The 15,437-nt window shown below is 76.8% G+C and carries 19 protein-coding genes; 15 read left to right on the top strand and 4 right to left on the bottom strand.

The genetic code is table 11. The annotated features are described in order from the left end of the window. The first annotated feature begins 74 nt into the window (after positions 1-74). From ACI798_RS11605 to lepB, 3 genes are all read left to right on the top strand, one after another. Complete coding sequence (locus ACI798_RS11605) at positions 75-1,670, top strand: multicopper oxidase family protein (protein WP_456942465.1); 1,596 nt, start codon at positions 75-77, stop codon at positions 1,668-1,670. After that, entirely contained in the window at positions 1,667-2,254 is a 588-nt protein-coding gene (locus ACI798_RS11610) for a hypothetical protein (RefSeq protein WP_457047977.1), read from the top strand. The genes ACI798_RS11605 and ACI798_RS11610 overlap by 4 nt, the downstream gene beginning before the upstream one ends. Before the next feature lie 77 nt (positions 2,255-2,331). After that, positions 2,332-2,799: a signal peptidase I gene (gene lepB, locus ACI798_RS11615; protein ID WP_457047978.1), complete on the top strand. Its 468-nt coding sequence runs from the start codon at positions 2,332-2,334 to the stop codon at positions 2,797-2,799. Between the two features lie 40 nt (positions 2,800-2,839). Here the strand turns inward: lepB and ACI798_RS11620 are convergent, their stop codons facing one another. After that, entirely contained in the window at positions 2,840-3,898 is a 1,059-nt protein-coding gene (locus tag ACI798_RS11620) for a DUF2332 domain-containing protein (RefSeq protein WP_457047979.1), read from the bottom strand. Between the two features lie 22 nt (positions 3,899-3,920). Then, positions 3,921-4,208, bottom strand: coding sequence for a putative quinol monooxygenase (locus ACI798_RS11625; protein WP_456942468.1), 288 nt, complete (start codon positions 4,206-4,208; stop codon positions 3,921-3,923). A 127-nt stretch (positions 4,209-4,335) separates the two neighbouring features. On the opposite strand from ACI798_RS11625, the gene ACI798_RS11630 reads away from it, so the two are divergent. The 7 genes from ACI798_RS11630 to ACI798_RS11660 all read left to right on the top strand — a co-directional run bounded on the left by ACI798_RS11630 (position 4,336) and on the right by ACI798_RS11660 (position 10,038). After that, on the top strand, positions 4,336-4,767 hold the full coding sequence (locus ACI798_RS11630; RefSeq protein WP_456942469.1) for a heavy metal-responsive transcriptional regulator: 432 nt from the start codon (positions 4,336-4,338) through the stop codon (positions 4,765-4,767). 172 nt (positions 4,768-4,939) lie between these two features. Continuing rightward, positions 4,940-5,434 carry a DUF2975 domain-containing protein gene (locus ACI798_RS11635; RefSeq protein WP_456942470.1) on the top strand — a complete coding sequence of 165 codons (495 nt, stop codon included), beginning with the start codon at positions 4,940-4,942 and terminating at the stop codon, positions 5,432-5,434. Continuing rightward, positions 5,434-5,679 (top strand): helix-turn-helix domain-containing protein, encoded by a 246-nt coding sequence (locus ACI798_RS11640; RefSeq protein WP_456942471.1) that lies wholly within the window; start codon positions 5,434-5,436, stop codon positions 5,677-5,679. Before ACI798_RS11635 ends, ACI798_RS11640 begins: the two co-directional genes overlap by 1 nt. After that, the gene (locus tag ACI798_RS11645; RefSeq protein WP_456942472.1) at positions 5,676-6,608 is read left to right on the top strand and encodes an ABC transporter ATP-binding protein; all 933 of its coding nucleotides are present in this window, start codon (positions 5,676-5,678) and stop codon (positions 6,606-6,608) included. The genes ACI798_RS11640 and ACI798_RS11645 overlap by 4 nt, the downstream gene beginning before the upstream one ends. Next, a complete protein-coding gene (locus ACI798_RS11650; protein WP_457047980.1) occupies positions 6,605-7,387 on the top strand; it encodes a hypothetical protein in 783 nt (260 codons plus the stop codon). The genes ACI798_RS11645 and ACI798_RS11650 overlap by 4 nt, the downstream gene beginning before the upstream one ends. Beyond that, on the top strand, positions 7,384-8,520 hold the full coding sequence (locus ACI798_RS11655) for an FAD-dependent oxidoreductase (protein ID WP_457047981.1): 1,137 nt from the start codon (positions 7,384-7,386) through the stop codon (positions 8,518-8,520). The genes ACI798_RS11650 and ACI798_RS11655 overlap by 4 nt, the downstream gene beginning before the upstream one ends. A gap of 72 nt (positions 8,521-8,592) precedes the next feature. Continuing rightward, a complete protein-coding gene (locus ACI798_RS11660; protein WP_457047982.1) occupies positions 8,593-10,038 on the top strand; it encodes a protein kinase domain-containing protein in 1,446 nt (481 codons plus the stop codon). 12 nt (positions 10,039-10,050) lie between these two features. On the opposite strand, the gene ACI798_RS11665 is transcribed toward ACI798_RS11660, so the two are convergent. Both ACI798_RS11665 and ACI798_RS11670 read right to left on the bottom strand, forming a co-directional pair. Beyond that, a complete protein-coding gene (locus ACI798_RS11665; RefSeq protein WP_456942476.1) occupies positions 10,051-10,551 on the bottom strand; it encodes a VOC family protein in 501 nt (166 codons plus the stop codon). Between the two features lie 8 nt (positions 10,552-10,559). After that, on the bottom strand, positions 10,560-10,943 hold the full coding sequence (locus ACI798_RS11670) for a GNAT family N-acetyltransferase (RefSeq protein ID WP_456942477.1): 384 nt from the start codon (positions 10,941-10,943) through the stop codon (positions 10,560-10,562). Positions 10,944-11,418: 475 nt separating this feature from the next. On the opposite strand from ACI798_RS11670, the gene ACI798_RS11675 reads away from it, so the two are divergent. From ACI798_RS11675 to ACI798_RS11695, 5 genes are all read left to right on the top strand, one after another. Next, entirely contained in the window at positions 11,419-12,033 is a 615-nt protein-coding gene (locus tag ACI798_RS11675; protein ID WP_456942478.1) for a hypothetical protein, read from the top strand. Between the two features lie 148 nt (positions 12,034-12,181). Continuing rightward, positions 12,182-12,409, top strand: a complete 228-nt coding sequence (locus ACI798_RS11680) for a hypothetical protein (protein WP_457047983.1) — start codon at positions 12,182-12,184, stop codon at positions 12,407-12,409. Between the two features lie 250 nt (positions 12,410-12,659). Next, the gene (locus tag ACI798_RS11685) at positions 12,660-12,950 is read left to right on the top strand and encodes a hypothetical protein (protein WP_457047984.1); all 291 of its coding nucleotides are present in this window, start codon (positions 12,660-12,662) and stop codon (positions 12,948-12,950) included. Next, the gene (locus tag ACI798_RS11690; protein WP_457047985.1) at positions 12,947-13,879 is read left to right on the top strand and encodes a hypothetical protein; all 933 of its coding nucleotides are present in this window, start codon (positions 12,947-12,949) and stop codon (positions 13,877-13,879) included. Before ACI798_RS11685 ends, ACI798_RS11690 begins: the two co-directional genes overlap by 4 nt. 164 nt (positions 13,880-14,043) lie before the next feature. Next, on the top strand, positions 14,044-15,435 hold the full coding sequence (locus ACI798_RS11695; RefSeq protein WP_456942482.1) for a neutral zinc metallopeptidase: 1,392 nt from the start codon (positions 14,044-14,046) through the stop codon (positions 15,433-15,435). Positions 15,436-15,437 lie beyond the last annotated feature (2 nt).

Here is a 15,437-nt window from a genome sequence, read left to right on the forward strand (position 1 = left end):
CCCTCCTCGCGGCTGGGACACCCCTCCTGACCTCGGCAGATTGGGCGCAGAGCCCCACCGCCCGAGGAGTCACCGTGAGTACATCCACCGTGAGTCGACGAGACCTGCTGAAGGTCGGCGCCCTGGGGGCCGCCGCCCTCGCCGTCCCGTGGCAGGGCGTGCTGTCGGCCAAGGCCGCCTCGCGCATCGCGAGCAGCAAGCTGCCCCGGCCCTACACCGTCCCCTTCGCGGTGCCGCCAGTGCTCCGGGCCCTCCGCAGCGACGCCACCACCGACTACTACCGGATCGTCCAGAAGCCGTTCGTCGGGCAGATCCTGCCGGGCGTGCAGACGCCGCTGTGGGGCTACGACGGCATGGTCCCCGGTCCCACGATCAAGGCCACCCACGGCCGGCGGACGGTCGTGCGCCAGGTCAACGCGCTGCCCCAGACCCACCCGACGCTGGGCTACACCCCCTGGACCTCCACCCACCTGCACGGGATGCCGTCGGAACCGCAGTACGACGGGTACGCCGGCGACAACTCCCTGCCGGGCCAGTGGAAGGACTACGTCTACCCGAACACCTGCGAGGCGCGGACGCTCTGGTACCACGACCACGGGGTCCACCACACGGCGGAGAACGTCTACATGGGCCTGGCCGGGCAGTACCACGTCAGCGACCCCGTCGAGGCCGCGCTGCCCCTCCCGCGCGGTCACTACGACGTCCCGTTGACCATCGGCGACGTCGCCTTCGCGGAGAACGGGGCGCTGCTGTGGGACGACAACAGCCACTCCGGGGTCTACGGCGACGTCATCCTGGTCAACGGCCGGCCCTGGCCCACCATGCGGGTGGAGCAGCGCAAGTACCGCTTCCGCATCCTCAACGCCTCGATCGCCCGGGGCTACCGGCTGCGGCTCAGCAACGGCCAGCCGTTCCAGGTCATCGCCACCGACGGCGGGCTGATGGCCGCCCCGCAGACGGTCACCCAGATCACCGTCGGGATGGCCGAGCGCTACGAGATCGTCGTCGACTTCGCCAGGATCACCGCCGGCCAGAAGATCCAGCTGGTCAACCTCGGCGTCAACAACGCGGTGGACTACGACCACACCGGCAAGGTGATGCAGTTCGAGGTGAGCGGGCCGGCGACCGACACCCGCAACAACACGGTGCCCGGCGTCCTGGCGCCGCCGCACCCGGCCATGGCGCTCACCGCGGGCATGGCGACGGCGACCCGCCGGATGCGGCTGGAGCGCACCGGCGAGCCGGGGCTGTGGACGATCAACGGCAAGACGTGGAAGGACGTGGAGGACGGCGAGTACGAGCCGCTGTTCGCCCGGGTCGACCCGGGTGCGGTGGAGATCTGGGAGGTCGAGAACCGCTCCGGCGGCTGGTTCCACCCCCTGCACATCCACCTCGTGGACTTCCAGGTCCTGTCCCGGAACGGCCGGCCGCCGCGACCCGAGGAACGCGGACCCAAGGACGTCGTCTACGTGGGCGAGAACGAGACGGTCCGGCTGCTCATGCGCTTCTCGTCACCCGAGGGGCCGCACGGGCGGTACATGGTCCACTGCCACAACCTCAGCCACGAGGACCACGACATGATGACCCAGTTCCAGGTCGGGGACCACGACCCGGACTGCGACCCGATCCACGCGGCCCCGCCGAGCTGGGGCCCGGAGCCGGCGCTGTGACCGGCGGGACCGCCGTGGTCAGCCCGGTCGCCACCGAGGCCCGGCGCACCGCCGCCTGGCGGTGGGGGGCGGCGGCGGCGGACGGAGCGGCCGCGGGCCTGCACGTCCTGGCGGCCCTCGACCACCTCCGGACCAGCGACCTCGTCGTCGGCTTCTTCCTGCTCGTCGCCCTCGCGCAGTTCGGCGCCGCCGCCTGGCTGGCCCTGGGGCCCGACGGCGCGCGGGACCCGCGGTTCCTGACCGCCGCGCTCACCGCGACCGCCGGCCTGCTGCTGCTCTACGTCGTCGGCCACGCCACCGACCTGCTCGACCCGCTCCTCGGGCACGACCACTCCACGGCGTCGGGCGGCGCGGCCGACCACGCGGCGCACACCACCGCGACCGGCCCGGTCGCGCTCGGCACCGAACCGCTCGAGACGCCGGAGGCCCCCGTCCTGGGGACGCTCACCGCCGGTGCCGAGTGCCTGGCCCTGGTCGCCCTCGCCGCCCTGCTGCCCGCGACCGCGCGCCGGTGGGCGCTGAACGGGCTGCTGGTGACGGGCGCGGTCGTCTGGTCCCTGTGGCTGACCGGCGTCCTCGCCTGAGCACCCCCGCGGGGCGCCGGACGGCCGCCGGTCCCCGCCGCGCGGTCCGGGCGGCGTCGGCACTGGCGGGGGTCCTGGTGCTGCTCGTCGCCGCCTCGGTCGCGGGCCTGATGCCCCTCCAGCCGATGCGCGTCGACTCCGACAGCATGCGACCGGCCCTGGCCGCCGGGGACCTCGTCCTGGTCGAGCACGACCCGGGCCCGATCGGCCGGATGGACGTCGTCGCCATCCGGTCGCCGGTCACCGGCGGCCTGCTGGTCAAGCGCGTCGTGGGCACGGCGGGCGACCGGGTCGCGCTCGAGGACGGCCGGCTCGTGGTCGACGGCGAGCGTGTCTGCGAGGCGGGCATCGACCACAGCCGGCTCGACGGCGTCTTCTTCGGCCCGGTGACCGTCCCCGCCGGCGAACTGTTCCTGCTCGGCGACGCGCGAGGGGACTCCGTCGACTCCCGCGCGTTCGGCACCGTCGCGGTGACGGAGGTCGTCGGGACGGTGCGCGCCCGGATCTGGCCGGCACCCGGCGCGCTGGCCGCGCACGGCTGCTGAGCGGCCTCCCCGCGGGTGGCCCGGGCCCGAGTGCCCGGGATCAGGGATCCGCCAGCCACGCCAGCGTGCGGCCCTGCGACCAGCACCGGCCGACGGCCTCGGCGTGCAGGGCCGAGCCGTCGAACACGGCCACGCCCAGGACGCTGTGGCCGGAGGCGCGGCGGTCGCCGAACGTCGGGACGGCGGGCGCGACGCCGACCCCCTCGGCGGACACCCACGCCACGGTCCGGCCGGCCGCCGCGTCGCCGAGGCGCTGCAGGAAACGCAGCCGGGCCTCGAGGGGGAGGCGCGCCAGCGCCCACGTCGTCGTGACGACGGGCAGCGCGTCCGCGGGCACCCGGGCCAGCGCGTCGGGCAGCACCTGGACGGCGTCGCCGCGCAGCAGCAGGGGACGAGCCGTCGCCACCAGCGCGATCTCCGCCTCGAGCAGCGCCCTCCGGTCCGGCCGGTCCGGCGGCAGGCAGGCGCGCAGCCACCGGGCGTCGCCTGCGTCGGTCACGTCCAGCGGGTCGCGGTCGACGCCGATCCGGGCGACCACCTCGGGCACCGCCCGCGCCGGCACGGGCCGGTCCCCCACGACCCGGCACGCCGTCCGCACCGGGGACGACGGGTCGCCCAGCGTCCGGCCGTCGCCGTAGGTGACGCCGACCCGGTCGACGGCCAGGTCGAACCCGGCGCCGCAGTCCACGGCGACCAGCCCGACCGCGGCCGCGCCCGCCCGGTGCGCCGCCTCGGCGACCAGCGGGTACAGCACGGCGCCGTGCCCGGTCTCGTCGGCCCGCACCGGCCGGCGCGCGGCGACGGCCGCGACCGCGTCGGTCGTCCGCAGCAGCGTGTCGACCGCCGCGTCCGCGGCGGCGTCGCCGTCCCCGGCGGCGTAGGCGGCGGCGAGCGCCGGGGCGCGTCCGGCGAGGGCGAGGTCGTGCAGCGCGGCCAGGACGACGTCGGGACTCCGCCTGCGCGCGGGCAGCGTCCCGATCGCGCGCAGCGCCTCGTCGGACCCGCCCAGCGCGGCGGCGACGCGCTCGTACAGGGGCGACGTCCCGGCGTGGACCTCCCCGGAGCGCCGGTACGCCCGGGCGAGTGCACCGGTCGCCATGCGAGGACCCCAGGAGGGCCGCTCAGAACGGCGGGCGGCTGCCGGAGACCCCGTACGCCGTCACGTCGACCCCGCGGAACGGGATGCCGGGGTCCGGGGCGGCGGCGTGCGCGCGCCACGCCTCGACGGCCTCCCAGGACTCCCACCGCTCGAACACCTCGACGCGCCGGGGGTCGACCGTGTCGGCGGTGATGGCGAAGTCCAGGCAGCCGGGCGCCCGGCGACCGCGCTCGACGAGCTCCCGGTGCTCGGCGACGTACCGGTCCCGTGCGTCCTCGTCGACCAGGACGTGTCCCGCGATGATCCACATCGGCGCTCCCGAGGTCGTGGTCCTCCGTACCGGGTGGTGACCGGTCGCCGCGCCGGACCTCATCGGCCCGGCGGTCCCCGTCCCGGGCTTGACCCTGGACCCGGGTCACAGGCCTAGCGTCGGCCGCATGACAGCGACAGCCGTCCGCGGGCTCCGCGTCGCCGAGCTGGCGTCCGCGGCAGGGGTCCCGACGGACACCGTCCGCTACTACGAGCGCGTCGGCCTCCTGCCGGAGCCGGAGCGGACCGCGTCGGGTTACCGCAGCTACGACGCCGGCGCCGTCGACCGGCTGCGCTTCATCCGCGGCGCCCAGCGCCTGGGCCTGCGGCTGTCCGACATCCGCGCCCTGCTGGACGTGCGCGACACCGGGACGTGTCCCTGCGAGCCGGCCGAGCAGCTGCTGCGCCGGCGTCTCGCCGAGGTCGACGCCGAGATCGCCCGCCTCGTGGCCCTGCGCACGGAGATGCGGGCGATGGCCGACGCCCTCCCCTCGGCGGAGTGCCCGCCACCCAGCCCCGGCACCTGGTGCCCGCCCGCGAGGGGAGGTGACGGACCGTGAGCGACCCGATCGACGACGAGTGCTGCGACGAGACCTGCGACTGCTGCTGAGCGAGCACGCCTGACGCGAGGGCCGCCGGGCCCGGGACCGGTGTCTCTCCACAGCGGGACGACCTCTCGTTCGTCGACAACTGTCCATCGACAATCGATCGGTAATGCGCGACAGTCGATGCATGTCACGTGTGCATCGGGTGGTGCTGCCCCTGCGGGTCCTGCTCGTCGTCGTGTTCGCCGCGCTGGCCGCCGCCCAGGTCTGGGCCGTGCCGGAGCTGGTGCCGGACGTCGCCGACCCGTCGCTGGAGCAGGCGGCCATGGGCTGGGTGATGTGGACGGTCCTGGTCCTCGCGCTCGTGTGCGTCCAGGTCGTCATCGTCTGCACCTGGCAGCTGCTGACGCTGGTCACGGCCGACCGCATCTTCAGCGCGAGCTCCCAGCCGTGGGTGGACGCGATCGTCGGCGCGATGGCCGCCGGCTGGCTGGTGCTCCTCGGCGCCTTCGTCTGCTCCTACTACTTCGTGATCGACGAGGTCAGCGACGACCCCGTGCTCCCCGCGCTCCTGGTCGTGCTGCTGCTGGTCGGGGCCGTGGTCGGGCTGCTCATGGTCGTCATGCGGGCGCTGCTGCGGCAGGCCACCGTCCTGCGCAGCGACATGGAAGCGGTCATCTGATGCCCATCGTCGTGCGTCTCGACGTCGAGCTGGCCCGGCGGAAGATGAGCGTGGGCGAGTTCGCCGAGCGGGTGGGGCTCACCCCGGCGAACGTCGCGGTGCTCAAGAACGGCCGGGCCAAGGCGGTCCGCTTCAGCACCCTCGAGGCGATGTGCCGGGTGCTCGACTGCCAGCCCGGCGACCTCCTCGAGTGGGTGCCCGACGGGCAGGAGGCGTCGCAGCCGGCGCACGAGGCCTCCCGGTGATCGAGGTCCGCGGCCTGACCAGGCGCTACGGCGACGTCCTCGCCGTCGACGACCTGAGCTTCGACGTCGCGCCCGGGACGGTGACCGGCTTCCTCGGCCCCAACGGGGCGGGCAAGTCGACGACGATGCGGATGGTCCTCGGCCTGGACCGCCCCACCGCGGGGACGGCGCTGGTCGGCGGACGGCGGTTCGCGGAGCTGACCGAGCCGCTGCGCGAGGTCGGCGCGCTGCTCGACCCCGGCGCCGTCCACCCCGGCCGCACCGGGCGCGACCACCTGCGCGTGGCGGCCCGCACCAACGGCATCCCGGCACGCCGCGTCGACGAGGTGCTCGGGCAGGTCGGGCTGGAGCGTGCCGCCCGCCGCCGCATCCGCGCGTACTCGCTCGGCATGCGCCAGCGGCTGGGCATCGCGGCCGCGCTGCTCGGCGACCCCCGCGTGCTGCTGTTCGACGAGCCGGTCAACGGGCTGGACCTCGACGGCGTCCGCTGGATCCGCGGGCTGCTGCGCGGGCTCGCCGACGAGGGCCGCACCGTGCTCGTCTCCAGCCACCTGCTCGGCGAGGTGCAGGCGGTCGCCGACCGGCTGGTCGTCATCGGCCGCGGCCGCCTCGTCGCCGACGTCACCACCGACGAGCTCCTGCGCGGGCTCGGCCGGCCCCGGGTCCGGGTCCGCACCCCGCAGCCCGGGGCGCTGACGGCGCTGCTCCGGCGGCACGGCCTGTCCGTCGAGCCGGCCGGCGCCGCGGAGCTGCAGGTCGAGGGCGGCACCGCCGCGCAGGTGGGCGACCTCTCCGCCGCCGCCGCGATCCCGCTGCACCACCTGTCCGAGACGGCCGCCTCCCTCGAGGAGGCCTACCTCGCCCTCACCGGCGAGGCCGTCGAGCACGCCGGCCGGCCCGTCGCGGCGACCGTGGAGGCAGCGCGGTGACCGCGGTGTCGGCCCCCGGGGTGACCACCGGGCGCCTGCTCGCGCGTACCGCAGCCGCCGAGTGGACCCGGCTGTGGACCGTCCGCGCCACCTGGTGGTGCCTGGCGGCCGCCGCCGCGACGACGGCCGGCATCGACGCCGTCGCCGGCGCGGAGGCGGCCGCGGACCCGCCGTCGGGGAGCGGCGCCTGGGCGGCGGTGGCCGTGCCCGTGCTGCCCGCGCAGTTCGCGCTGCTCACGCTGGTCCTGCTGGCGGTCACGTCCGACCACGCCACCGGCGGGATCGTGCCGACGCTGCAGTGGACGCCGCGCCGCGGGGTCCTGATGGCGGCCCGCACGCTCGTCCCGGTCGCCGTCGCGACCGTCCTCGGGGTGGCGATCGCCCTGGCCGGCGCGCTGGCCGCCTTCGCCGCGCCGCACCCGGAGATCACCCTCTCCTGGGACGACGGCCCGGGCGTGCTCGCCGACGTCGCCCTGGTGCTCGTGGCCGGCACCAGCCTCGCCGCCGGGCTCGGCTTCCTGCTGCGCAGCACGGCCGGCGCCCTCGTGACCGCCTTCCTCCTGCTCCTGGTGCTGCCGCTGCTGCTCCCGGCGGTCGGCGCCGGCTGGTCGGCGGCGGTGGCCGAGGTGCTGCCCGGGTCCGGGGCGGCGTTCCTCCTGCTCGGCGGGGAGGTGCCGGGCATGACGCGGGCGTCGTCGGTCGCCGTGCTCCTCGCCTGGGCCGCCGGTGCGCTGCTGCTCGGCCTCCTGCGCCTCGTCCGCGGCGACGCCGACCGGTGAGCGGCCCCGACACGGCCGACGTGCTCGTCGTCGGCGCCGGGCTGGCCGGCCTCCACACCGCCACGCTGCTCGCGCGCCGCGGCCACGACGTGCTGCTGGCCGACCGGCGGCGACGCCTCGACGGCGCGATCCGCACCACCGGCATCTTCGTCCGCAAGACGCTGGACGACTTCGCGCTGCCGCCGGACTGCCTCGGGCCGCCGATCCGGCGGGTGGTGCTGTACCCGCCGGACCGGCGCCGTCCGGTGGTCCTGGACAGCGACCGCGACGAGTACCGGGTGGGCGACATGGGTGCGCTCTACCGGGCCACCGCCCGCGAGGCGGCCGACGCCGGCGTGCGGCTCGCCCTCGGCACCCGCTACACCGGACGCGCGGACGGGGTCTCCCTCCTGGCCGGCCCGGACGGGGGCACGCGGGTGCGGGCGCGCTTCGTCGTCGGCGCGGACGGCGCCCGGTCCGCCGTCGCCCGCGACCTCGGCCTGGACCGCAACACGCACCTGCTGGTCGGCGCGGAGGAGGTGTTCCCGGTCGCGGACGGCGGAGGCCCGCCGACGTTCCACTGCGTGCTCGACCCCGCCCTGGCACCCGGCTACCTGGCCTGGGTGGTCGACGATGGCCGGCACGCCCACGTCGGCGTCGCCGGGTACGCCGCCCGCTTCCCGGACGGCATGCGCACCGCCTTGCAGCGGTTCGCCGCCGCGGCGCCCGGCCTGCCCACGGGCCGGCCCGGCGAGGTGGAACGGCGCGGCGGCCCGATCCCCGTCGGCGGCCTGCTGCGCCGGATCGGCTGCGCGGACGGGCTGCTCGTGGGGGACGCCGCCGGCGCGGTCTCCCCGCTCACCGCCGGCGGTCTCGACCCGTGCCTGCGGCTGTCCCGGCACGCCGCCGACGTCCTCGACGACGCGCTGTGCTCCGGGCGGGCCGACGCGCTGCGGCACTACGACGGCGCCGCGCTGCGCGCCGCGTTCCGCGGCCGGCTGCTGCTGCGCCGGGGACTCGCCGCGGTGCGCACGCCGGGGATGGCGGCGGCCGCCTTCCCGGTGCTGCGCACGCCACCGGGACGAGCCGCGGCACGCCGTGTGCTCTTCGGGGACCGCTCCTTCCCCGACCCCGGGCGTCGTACCGTCTCCTGAGGCCGGTCGTCCCCGCCGCGGGGAGTCCGGCGGCCGGGGACCGGCCACCGGACGACGAGGGGGAGAGGACCGATGCGCCCGACGGGCGACCTGCTGGGCGGCCGCTACCGGCTGGACTCCGTGCTCGCCAGCGGCGGCATGGGACGGGTCTGGCGGGCACACGACACGCTGCTCGGCCGCCCGGTCGCCATCAAGGTCCTGCGCAGCGAGTACACCGGCGACCCGTCCTTCCTGCAGCGCTTCCGCGCCGAGGCGCGGCACGCCGCGCAGCTGTCCGACCCGCACATCGCCGCGGTGCACGACTACGGCGAGACGGTGAGCGCCGACGGCGAGCCGCTGGCCTACCTGGTGATGGAACTGGTCGTCGGGGAGCCGCTGTCGGCGGTGCTCGCCCGCACCGGCGGACTGGACGCGACGGAGACGCTCCGCATCGTGCGGCAGGCCGCCGCGGGGCTGGCCACGGCGCACGCCGCCGGCGTCGTCCACCGGGACGTCAAGCCCGGCAACGTGCTCGTCACGCCGGACGGCGGGGTGAAGATCACCGACTTCGGGATCGCCTGGTCGGCGTCGAGCGTCCACATGACCCAGACCGGGCAGGTGATGGGCACCGCCCAGTACATCTCCCCGGAGCAGGTGCAGGGCGCGAAGGCCTCGCCGGCCAGCGACGTCTACGGCCTCGGCGTCGTCGCCCACCAGTGCCTCACGGGACGGGTCCCCTTCGACGCCGAGAGCCCGGTGCAGGTGCTCCTCATGCACGTCCAGCAGCAGCCGCCGCCGCTGCCGGCCGGCGTGCCGGCGGACGTCCGGGCGCTGGTCGAGCGGGCGATGGCCAAGGACCCGGCCGCCCGCTTCCCCGACGGCGCCGCCCTGCGCGACGCCGTCGACGCGGTGCTCGCCGGCCGGCCGGCACCGAGCGCGTCGTCGGCCACGCTCGTCCTCCCCGTCCTGCCCGTGCAGCAGACGACCGTCCTCCCGGCCGACGCCACCGCACCCGCCGACGTCCCCGGGGAGGCGCCGCGCCGCCGCCGGCTGCTCGCCGGTGCCCTCGTGCTGCTCGTCCTCGCCCTCGCCGGCGTGGCGGTCGTGCTCGGCACCCGCGGGGACCCGGCCCCGGCCGCGGCGCCGTCCTCGACCCCGCCGCCCTCGTCGTCCGCGGCACCGTCGTCGTCCGCGCCGGCCACCACCGAGCCCGCTCCGCCGCCCACGGTCGACGTCGTGGCCGCCGCCCTCGTCGGGCGCCCCTTCCCCGACGTGCAGGCGGAGCTGACCGCCCTCGGCCTGCAGGTGCAGCCGAGCACGGTCGCGACCGGCGACGTCCCGGAGGGCCGGGTGGTCGCCGTCGACCCGACCGGGCCGGTCGTGGTGGGGCAGGCGGTCACCGTCACCTACGCCACCCCGCTCCCGGTGCAGGACGCGGGCGACCGGGAGGACGAGGGCGGGGACGACGAGGGCAACGGGAACGGCAACGGGAACGGCCGGGGGAACGGTCGGGGGAACGGCAACGGCGGCGACGACTGACCGCCCCCGGCCTCACAGCACGGACAGGCCGTACATCTCCCCGAGCGGGTCGGCGATGAGCTCGATGCGGGCGCCGTCGGGGTCGCGGAAGTAGACCGAGACGCCGCTGTGCACCTCGTGCGGCACCCCGGCGTCGGTGAGCCGCCGCACCAGCTCGTGCCAGCGCTCGGGCTCGACGCTGATGGCCATGTGGTGCAGCCCGCCGAGCACCTCGGCGTAGGGGCCGACGTCCAGGCCGGGGAAGTCGAAGAACGCCAGCAGGTTGCCGTTGCCGATGTCGAAGAAGAAGTGCGAGGAGCCGGGGTAGTCGCGGTTCTCGACCAGCTCGGTCAGCGGGAAGCCGAGGACGTCCTGGTAGAAGCGCACGGTCCGCTCGACGTCGCTGCTGATCAGCGCGGTGTGGTGGAGGCCGCGGGCGGTCGAGGGCGGGCGCTCGCCGGCCGGCTTCAGGTGCGCGGCGCGGATGCGGGCGCGCTCGGCCTCCAGGGCCGTCAGGTCGCGGGTCTCGGTCATCTCGGGTCTCACCTCGGGTCGTCGGGGGTCGGGTGGTCGGCGGCCGGCGCCAGCCCGAACTGTGCCCTGCGGTCGGCGGGGACGAGGTCCACGTAGTCCGGGTGCCGCCGGATGTACGCCCGGATGAACGGGCAGAACGGCAGCACGCGCGCGCCTGCCTCCCGGGCGGCGTCGAGGGCGCCGCGCGCGAGCACGGAGCCGAGCCCGCGGCCCTCGAAGGCCGGGTCGACGACGGTGTGGGTGAACGACAGCGCCGACGCCGTCCGCCGGTACTCGGCGAACCCGGCGACCGCGCCGTCCACCAGCACCTCGAAGCGGCTGGCCGCCGTGTCGTCGACGACCACCGGTGCGCTGCCGGTCGCGGGTCCGTCGGTCGTGGATCTGTCGGTCACGGGCCTCCTCCGTTCCTCCGCGCGCATCGTCGCGCGGATCGTGCCGTCCGTGGGCCGTGACCGCCGCGGCGGGTGCCCGGTCCTCCAGCGCGGCGCCGCCGGAGGACCTCACGCAGGGTGCCCGCGCCCGCGCCGGGGCGGTGTCCGCCGGGTCCCGGCCGGGGCCGGCCGGCGGGGTGCCGGACGCGCCGGGGGTTGAGCCGAAACCGCGTCGTCGTGCGGTTTCGGCAGATCCACACCCCCGCGCGAGCGTGGAACGGTCGACATGTGGGCGGTTGGAGGAGCCGGTCACCGTCCGTGTCGGAGGCCTTCGCAACGATCCGACTACGCCGTGTCACGCGAGCGTCCCCCGGGGGGCCGGAACGGGTCCCGCGCCCCTACGTTTCTGCCACCCGCTCCGCCCTCACCCGGCGGGCGCGGGCGCCGTCGCGCTTCCCCAGCGGCGGCCCCATGGACGGGATGAACGGTGGAACGAGTGGCACTCCGCAGCAGTGAGATCAGGGTCGACGGCCAGGCGCGCCTGGGCTGGTGGCTCGTCGTCGACGACGGGCAGGGACGCGACCGCCTCGTCGACGGTCCCTTCCCCGACCGGTCGGAGGCGGCCTGGGCCGCCGCGGTGCACGCCGGCGACGCCCGGCCGGTGTACGGCGTCCGCCGGCCCGACGGCGGCCTGCACCGCCGGCCCTCCCCGCAGGAGCTGGCCTGGCTCGGCCACCTCGGCGACCAGCTCGACCGGCTGCCCGCGGACTGGGACGCCGAGCTGACCGAGGAGGACCCGCTGGCCACCCTGGTCGTCGAGGTCACCGCCGCGCTGACCGAGGCCGGCCTGCCCCTCTGGGACGCCGCCGGTGCCGGCGCCGCGCTCGGCGGGGCCTGCGTCAGCGCCGAGCCCGCCCTCGACGGCGTCGTCGTGGGCTGGCGGCAGCACGACCGGATGAGCGTCGAGCAGGTGCACGGGCTGGTCGCCGACATCTCGGTGCAGGCCGTCATGAACCGCGCGCTCGCCGACGTGCTGTGGCTGCGCGGCCTCGACGTCACGCCGCTCGGCGAGGAGGCCGGCGGAAGCGTCGTCCGCTACGCCGCCGAGTAGCCCGCAGCACCCCGCACCCCGCACCCTGCAACCCCACCGGGACGCCGTCGACACCGACGGCGTCCCGGTGTCGTTCCCGGGTCCCGCCGTCCGTCGGACCCCCGTGGCAGGCTCCGTGCGACCCGGCACCCCGAGGACGGAGGCGGCCGTGCCCCAGGCCGGGTCCACCGAGGGACTGCACGAGGAGCGGCACCGCGACGGGTCCCTGCGCGCCCGCGGGCAGGTCACCGGCGGGCAACCGGACGGCTACTGGGAGTGGTTCCGCCTCGACGGGACCGGGCTGCGCTCCGGGTGGTTCGACCGCGGCCCCGCGACCGGCGAGTGGACCACCTACGACAGCAGCGGCGCGCCGTACGGGACCACCACCCGCGGCTGACCGCGCCGACACGCCGCCGTCCGGGGTCACCGACCGACCGCGGGCGCCGTCCACGCGGGGGGACGCACCGCGTGTCGACATGGCGTCGTCGGTTGCACACGGTCACCACCCACTCGCGGGGGCGTCCACAACGATCACGTGACGCCGCCGCGGGTGCCGTGTCCACCAGGGGGCCCGCGGGGCGCGCGGGCGCGAAGCTCTGCGTGTCCCCGGCACTTCCCCGGCCGGGACGACGTCCTGGAGGAACACCGTGAGCGCGCCCACCCTGCCGGCACCACGCCGGACCTCCTCGTCCCCGGTCCCGCCCGGGGACGGGCTCGGCATCGCCGACCTGCTCGACCTGCTCGGCCTCGGGTCCGACGCCGGCCTGCCCGCCGACGCCCCCCATGCATCGGCCCTCGACGCCCCGGCTCTCGACGCCCCGGCCCTCGACGCCCGCGCCGACCGCGTGCCGGTGGACCCGGTGGCGGTCGTGCGCGGCTGGGTCCGGCGCGCGGCCGCCTGGGGCGCCGGCCCGCAGCGGTCCTGGTGCGCCTGGTGACGAGCGCCGTCCTGCTCTGGCCGGCGGTCACCGTCCTGGGGTTCCTCGCGGTGGCCGGCCTGGTCGTCGCGCTCGGCCGCAGCTCGACGGCCCGCTACGAGTTCGAGCGCAACGCCGCGGGCCGGCGGCAGCCGCCGGCCGGCCCGCCCGTGCCGGTCGCGGCGGGCGCCGACGACACCGTCCCCCGCCTGCTCGAGGTCCCGGTGCCGGCCGTCCCGACCGGCGGCGGCCGCGCGGCCGCGGCCGGTGCCGTCGCGACGGTCACCCCGGCCCGCACCGCCGTGGGGCTGGCGACCCACCCCGCCGGGCGGCGCAGCGGCTCGGCCGGCGCGCCGACGGCGTGGTGGCTGGTCGACGGGACCGGGGACCGCCCCGCCGCGCTCGCCGGGCCGTTCGAGGACCGGGTCGAGGCCGACTGGGCGGCCGTGGCCGGCGGGCTCGACGGCGCGGTCCGCACCGTCCACGGCGTGCTCCGCGAGGACGGCAGCGTCGCCCGGCGGCCCTCGCCGCAGGACCGGGCGTGGCTGACCGAGCTCGGCACCCAGCTCGACCGGCTGCCCGAGGACTGGGACGAGCTGCTCACCGACGAGGACGCGCTGACCACGCTGGTCGTGGAGGTCGCCGCCGCGCTGGTCGAGGCGGGCCTGTCGCTGCACGACTGCTCCGCCACCGACCCGGGGACCGCCGCGACCGGCGGGGTGTGCCTGACGCCGGAGACCACCCACGGCGGGGTCCTGGTGAGCTGGCGCCAGCACGACCGGATGAGCCTGCAGCAGGTCCGCGGTGCCGCGCTGGACACGGCCGTGCAGCGGACCATGAACGCGCTGCTCGCCGACGTGCTCGCGCAGTTCGGGTTCGTCGTCGACCCGTTCGGGCCGGACGGCTGCTCCCTGGTCACCGCGATCCGCACCCATCCCCTCGGGGGGTGACCGGCGGGTGGCGGGCCGGCCCGGCGTCCGCCTCCGGCCCCCGTCGTCGCCGCGGGCGCGCCCGCCCCGCGCAGCGACGGCGCGCCGCCGGCGGTGCCGGCGCCCCGGCCCGGCGCGCGGTCCCGTTGACCGGCGGGCGGCCGCCGGGGAGCCTCGCTGCCACGATGCCCGCAGCCGCCCGCCCCCGCCGCCCGGCCGCCGGCGTGCTGCTGGTGGCGGGGCTGCTGGCGGGCGGCTGCACCTCCGTCGTCCCCGGCACGGCCTCGCCGACGGGGACGGCGGCCACCGACGCCACCGACGTCGAGGTGCGGGTGCACCTGGCCGAGGAGGGCGACCCGACCGACCGGCTCGCCCGCAACGCGCTGGCCGACGTGCTGGCCTTCTGGGAGCGGACCTACCCCGAGGTGTTCGGCGGCCGGTTCGGGCGGATCGAGGGCGGCTTCTGGTCGGTCGACCCGGCCACGACCGACCCCGCCGACCTGCCCGACGGCGCCTGCTTCCCCGACGACGTCGGCGACCTGGCGGGCAACGCCTCCTACTGCGGCGACGACGACGTCGTCGTGTACGACCGGACGTGGATGGCCGGCCTGGTCGGGGACTACGGGCCGTTCATCGTCGCCGAGATCATGGCGCACGAGGTCAGCCACGCCGTCCAGGCGCAGGCCGGCCTCGACGACCCCTCGATCGTCGCCGAGACCCAGGCCGAGTGCTTCGCGGGCGCGTGGACGAAGTGGGTGGTCACCGGCCGCGCCGAGCACGTCGCGCTGCGGCAGAAGGAGCTCGACCCCTACCTGCTCGGCTACGCGTACTTCGGCGACGCCGTCGGCACCCCGCCCGACGCCCGGGACGCGCACGGCTCGCTGTTCGACCAGCTGTCGGCCTTCCAGGAGGGGTACGCCGACGGCGCGCGCGCCTGCGCCGCCTTCGACGAGTCGCGCCTCTACACCCAGCAGGAGCCCCGGCCCGGTTCGGGCACGGCCGCCCGGTCCTACCGCACGGTCGTGGACGGCGCCGACGACGTGCTGGCCGGTTTCTGGCAGCAGGCGCTGACCCGGGGCTTCCCCGGCACCGGCCCGCTCGGCGGGTTCCTCACCGTGCCCGAGGTCCGGGCGGCCGACGGCGCGGGCGCGGTGTGCACCGGCGAGGGCGCCGAGCTGGACCTGCAGTTCTGCGCCGGGGACGGCTCGGTCCGCTACGACGCGGCCGGCCTGCTCGAGCCGGTCTACGACGACGTCGGCGACTTCGCCGTGACGACGTTGCTCGGCCTGCCCTACGCGCTGGCCGTCCGGGAGCAGCGCGGGCTGTCGGTGGACGACCGGGAGGCGCTCACCAGCGCGGTGTGCGCCACCGGCTGGCTGGCCCGCGAGGCGTATCTCGGCGAGCTCGACGGGGTGCAGCCCGGCCTCTCGCCCGGTGACGTCGACGAGGCCGCGGTGGTGCTGCTGCAGTACGCCACCGAGCCCACCGTCGTCGCGGAGCCGGAGCTGTCCGGCTTCGAGCTCGTCGACTCCTTCCGGCGGGGCTTCGTCGACGGCGGCGACGCCTGCGGGCTCTAGGG

The sequence above is a fragment of the Geodermatophilus sp. SYSU D01045 genome (assembly GCF_054050295.1).

What these genes read in the sequence shown, in the direction of transcription:
- ACI798_RS11620 (WP_457047979.1), bottom strand. Translation starts at nt 3,898, where the DNA reads ATGGCGACCGGTGCACTCGCCCGGGCGTACCGGCGCTCCGGGGAGGTC.
- ACI798_RS11625 (WP_456942468.1), bottom strand. Translation starts at nt 4,208, where the DNA reads ATGTGGATCATCGCGGGACACGTCCTGGTCGACGAGGACGCACGGGAC.
- ACI798_RS11630 (WP_456942469.1), top strand. Translation starts at nt 4,336, where the DNA reads ATGACAGCGACAGCCGTCCGCGGGCTCCGCGTCGCCGAGCTGGCGTCC.
- ACI798_RS11635 (WP_456942470.1), top strand. Translation starts at nt 4,940, where the DNA reads ATGTCACGTGTGCATCGGGTGGTGCTGCCCCTGCGGGTCCTGCTCGTC.
- ACI798_RS11640 (WP_456942471.1), top strand. Translation starts at nt 5,434, where the DNA reads ATGCCCATCGTCGTGCGTCTCGACGTCGAGCTGGCCCGGCGGAAGATG.
- ACI798_RS11660 (WP_457047982.1), top strand. Translation starts at nt 8,593, where the DNA reads ATGCGCCCGACGGGCGACCTGCTGGGCGGCCGCTACCGGCTGGACTCC.
- ACI798_RS11665 (WP_456942476.1), bottom strand. Translation starts at nt 10,551, where the DNA reads ATGACCGAGACCCGCGACCTGACGGCCCTGGAGGCCGAGCGCGCCCGC.
- ACI798_RS11695 (WP_456942482.1), top strand. Translation starts at nt 14,044, where the DNA reads ATGCCCGCAGCCGCCCGCCCCCGCCGCCCGGCCGCCGGCGTGCTGCTG.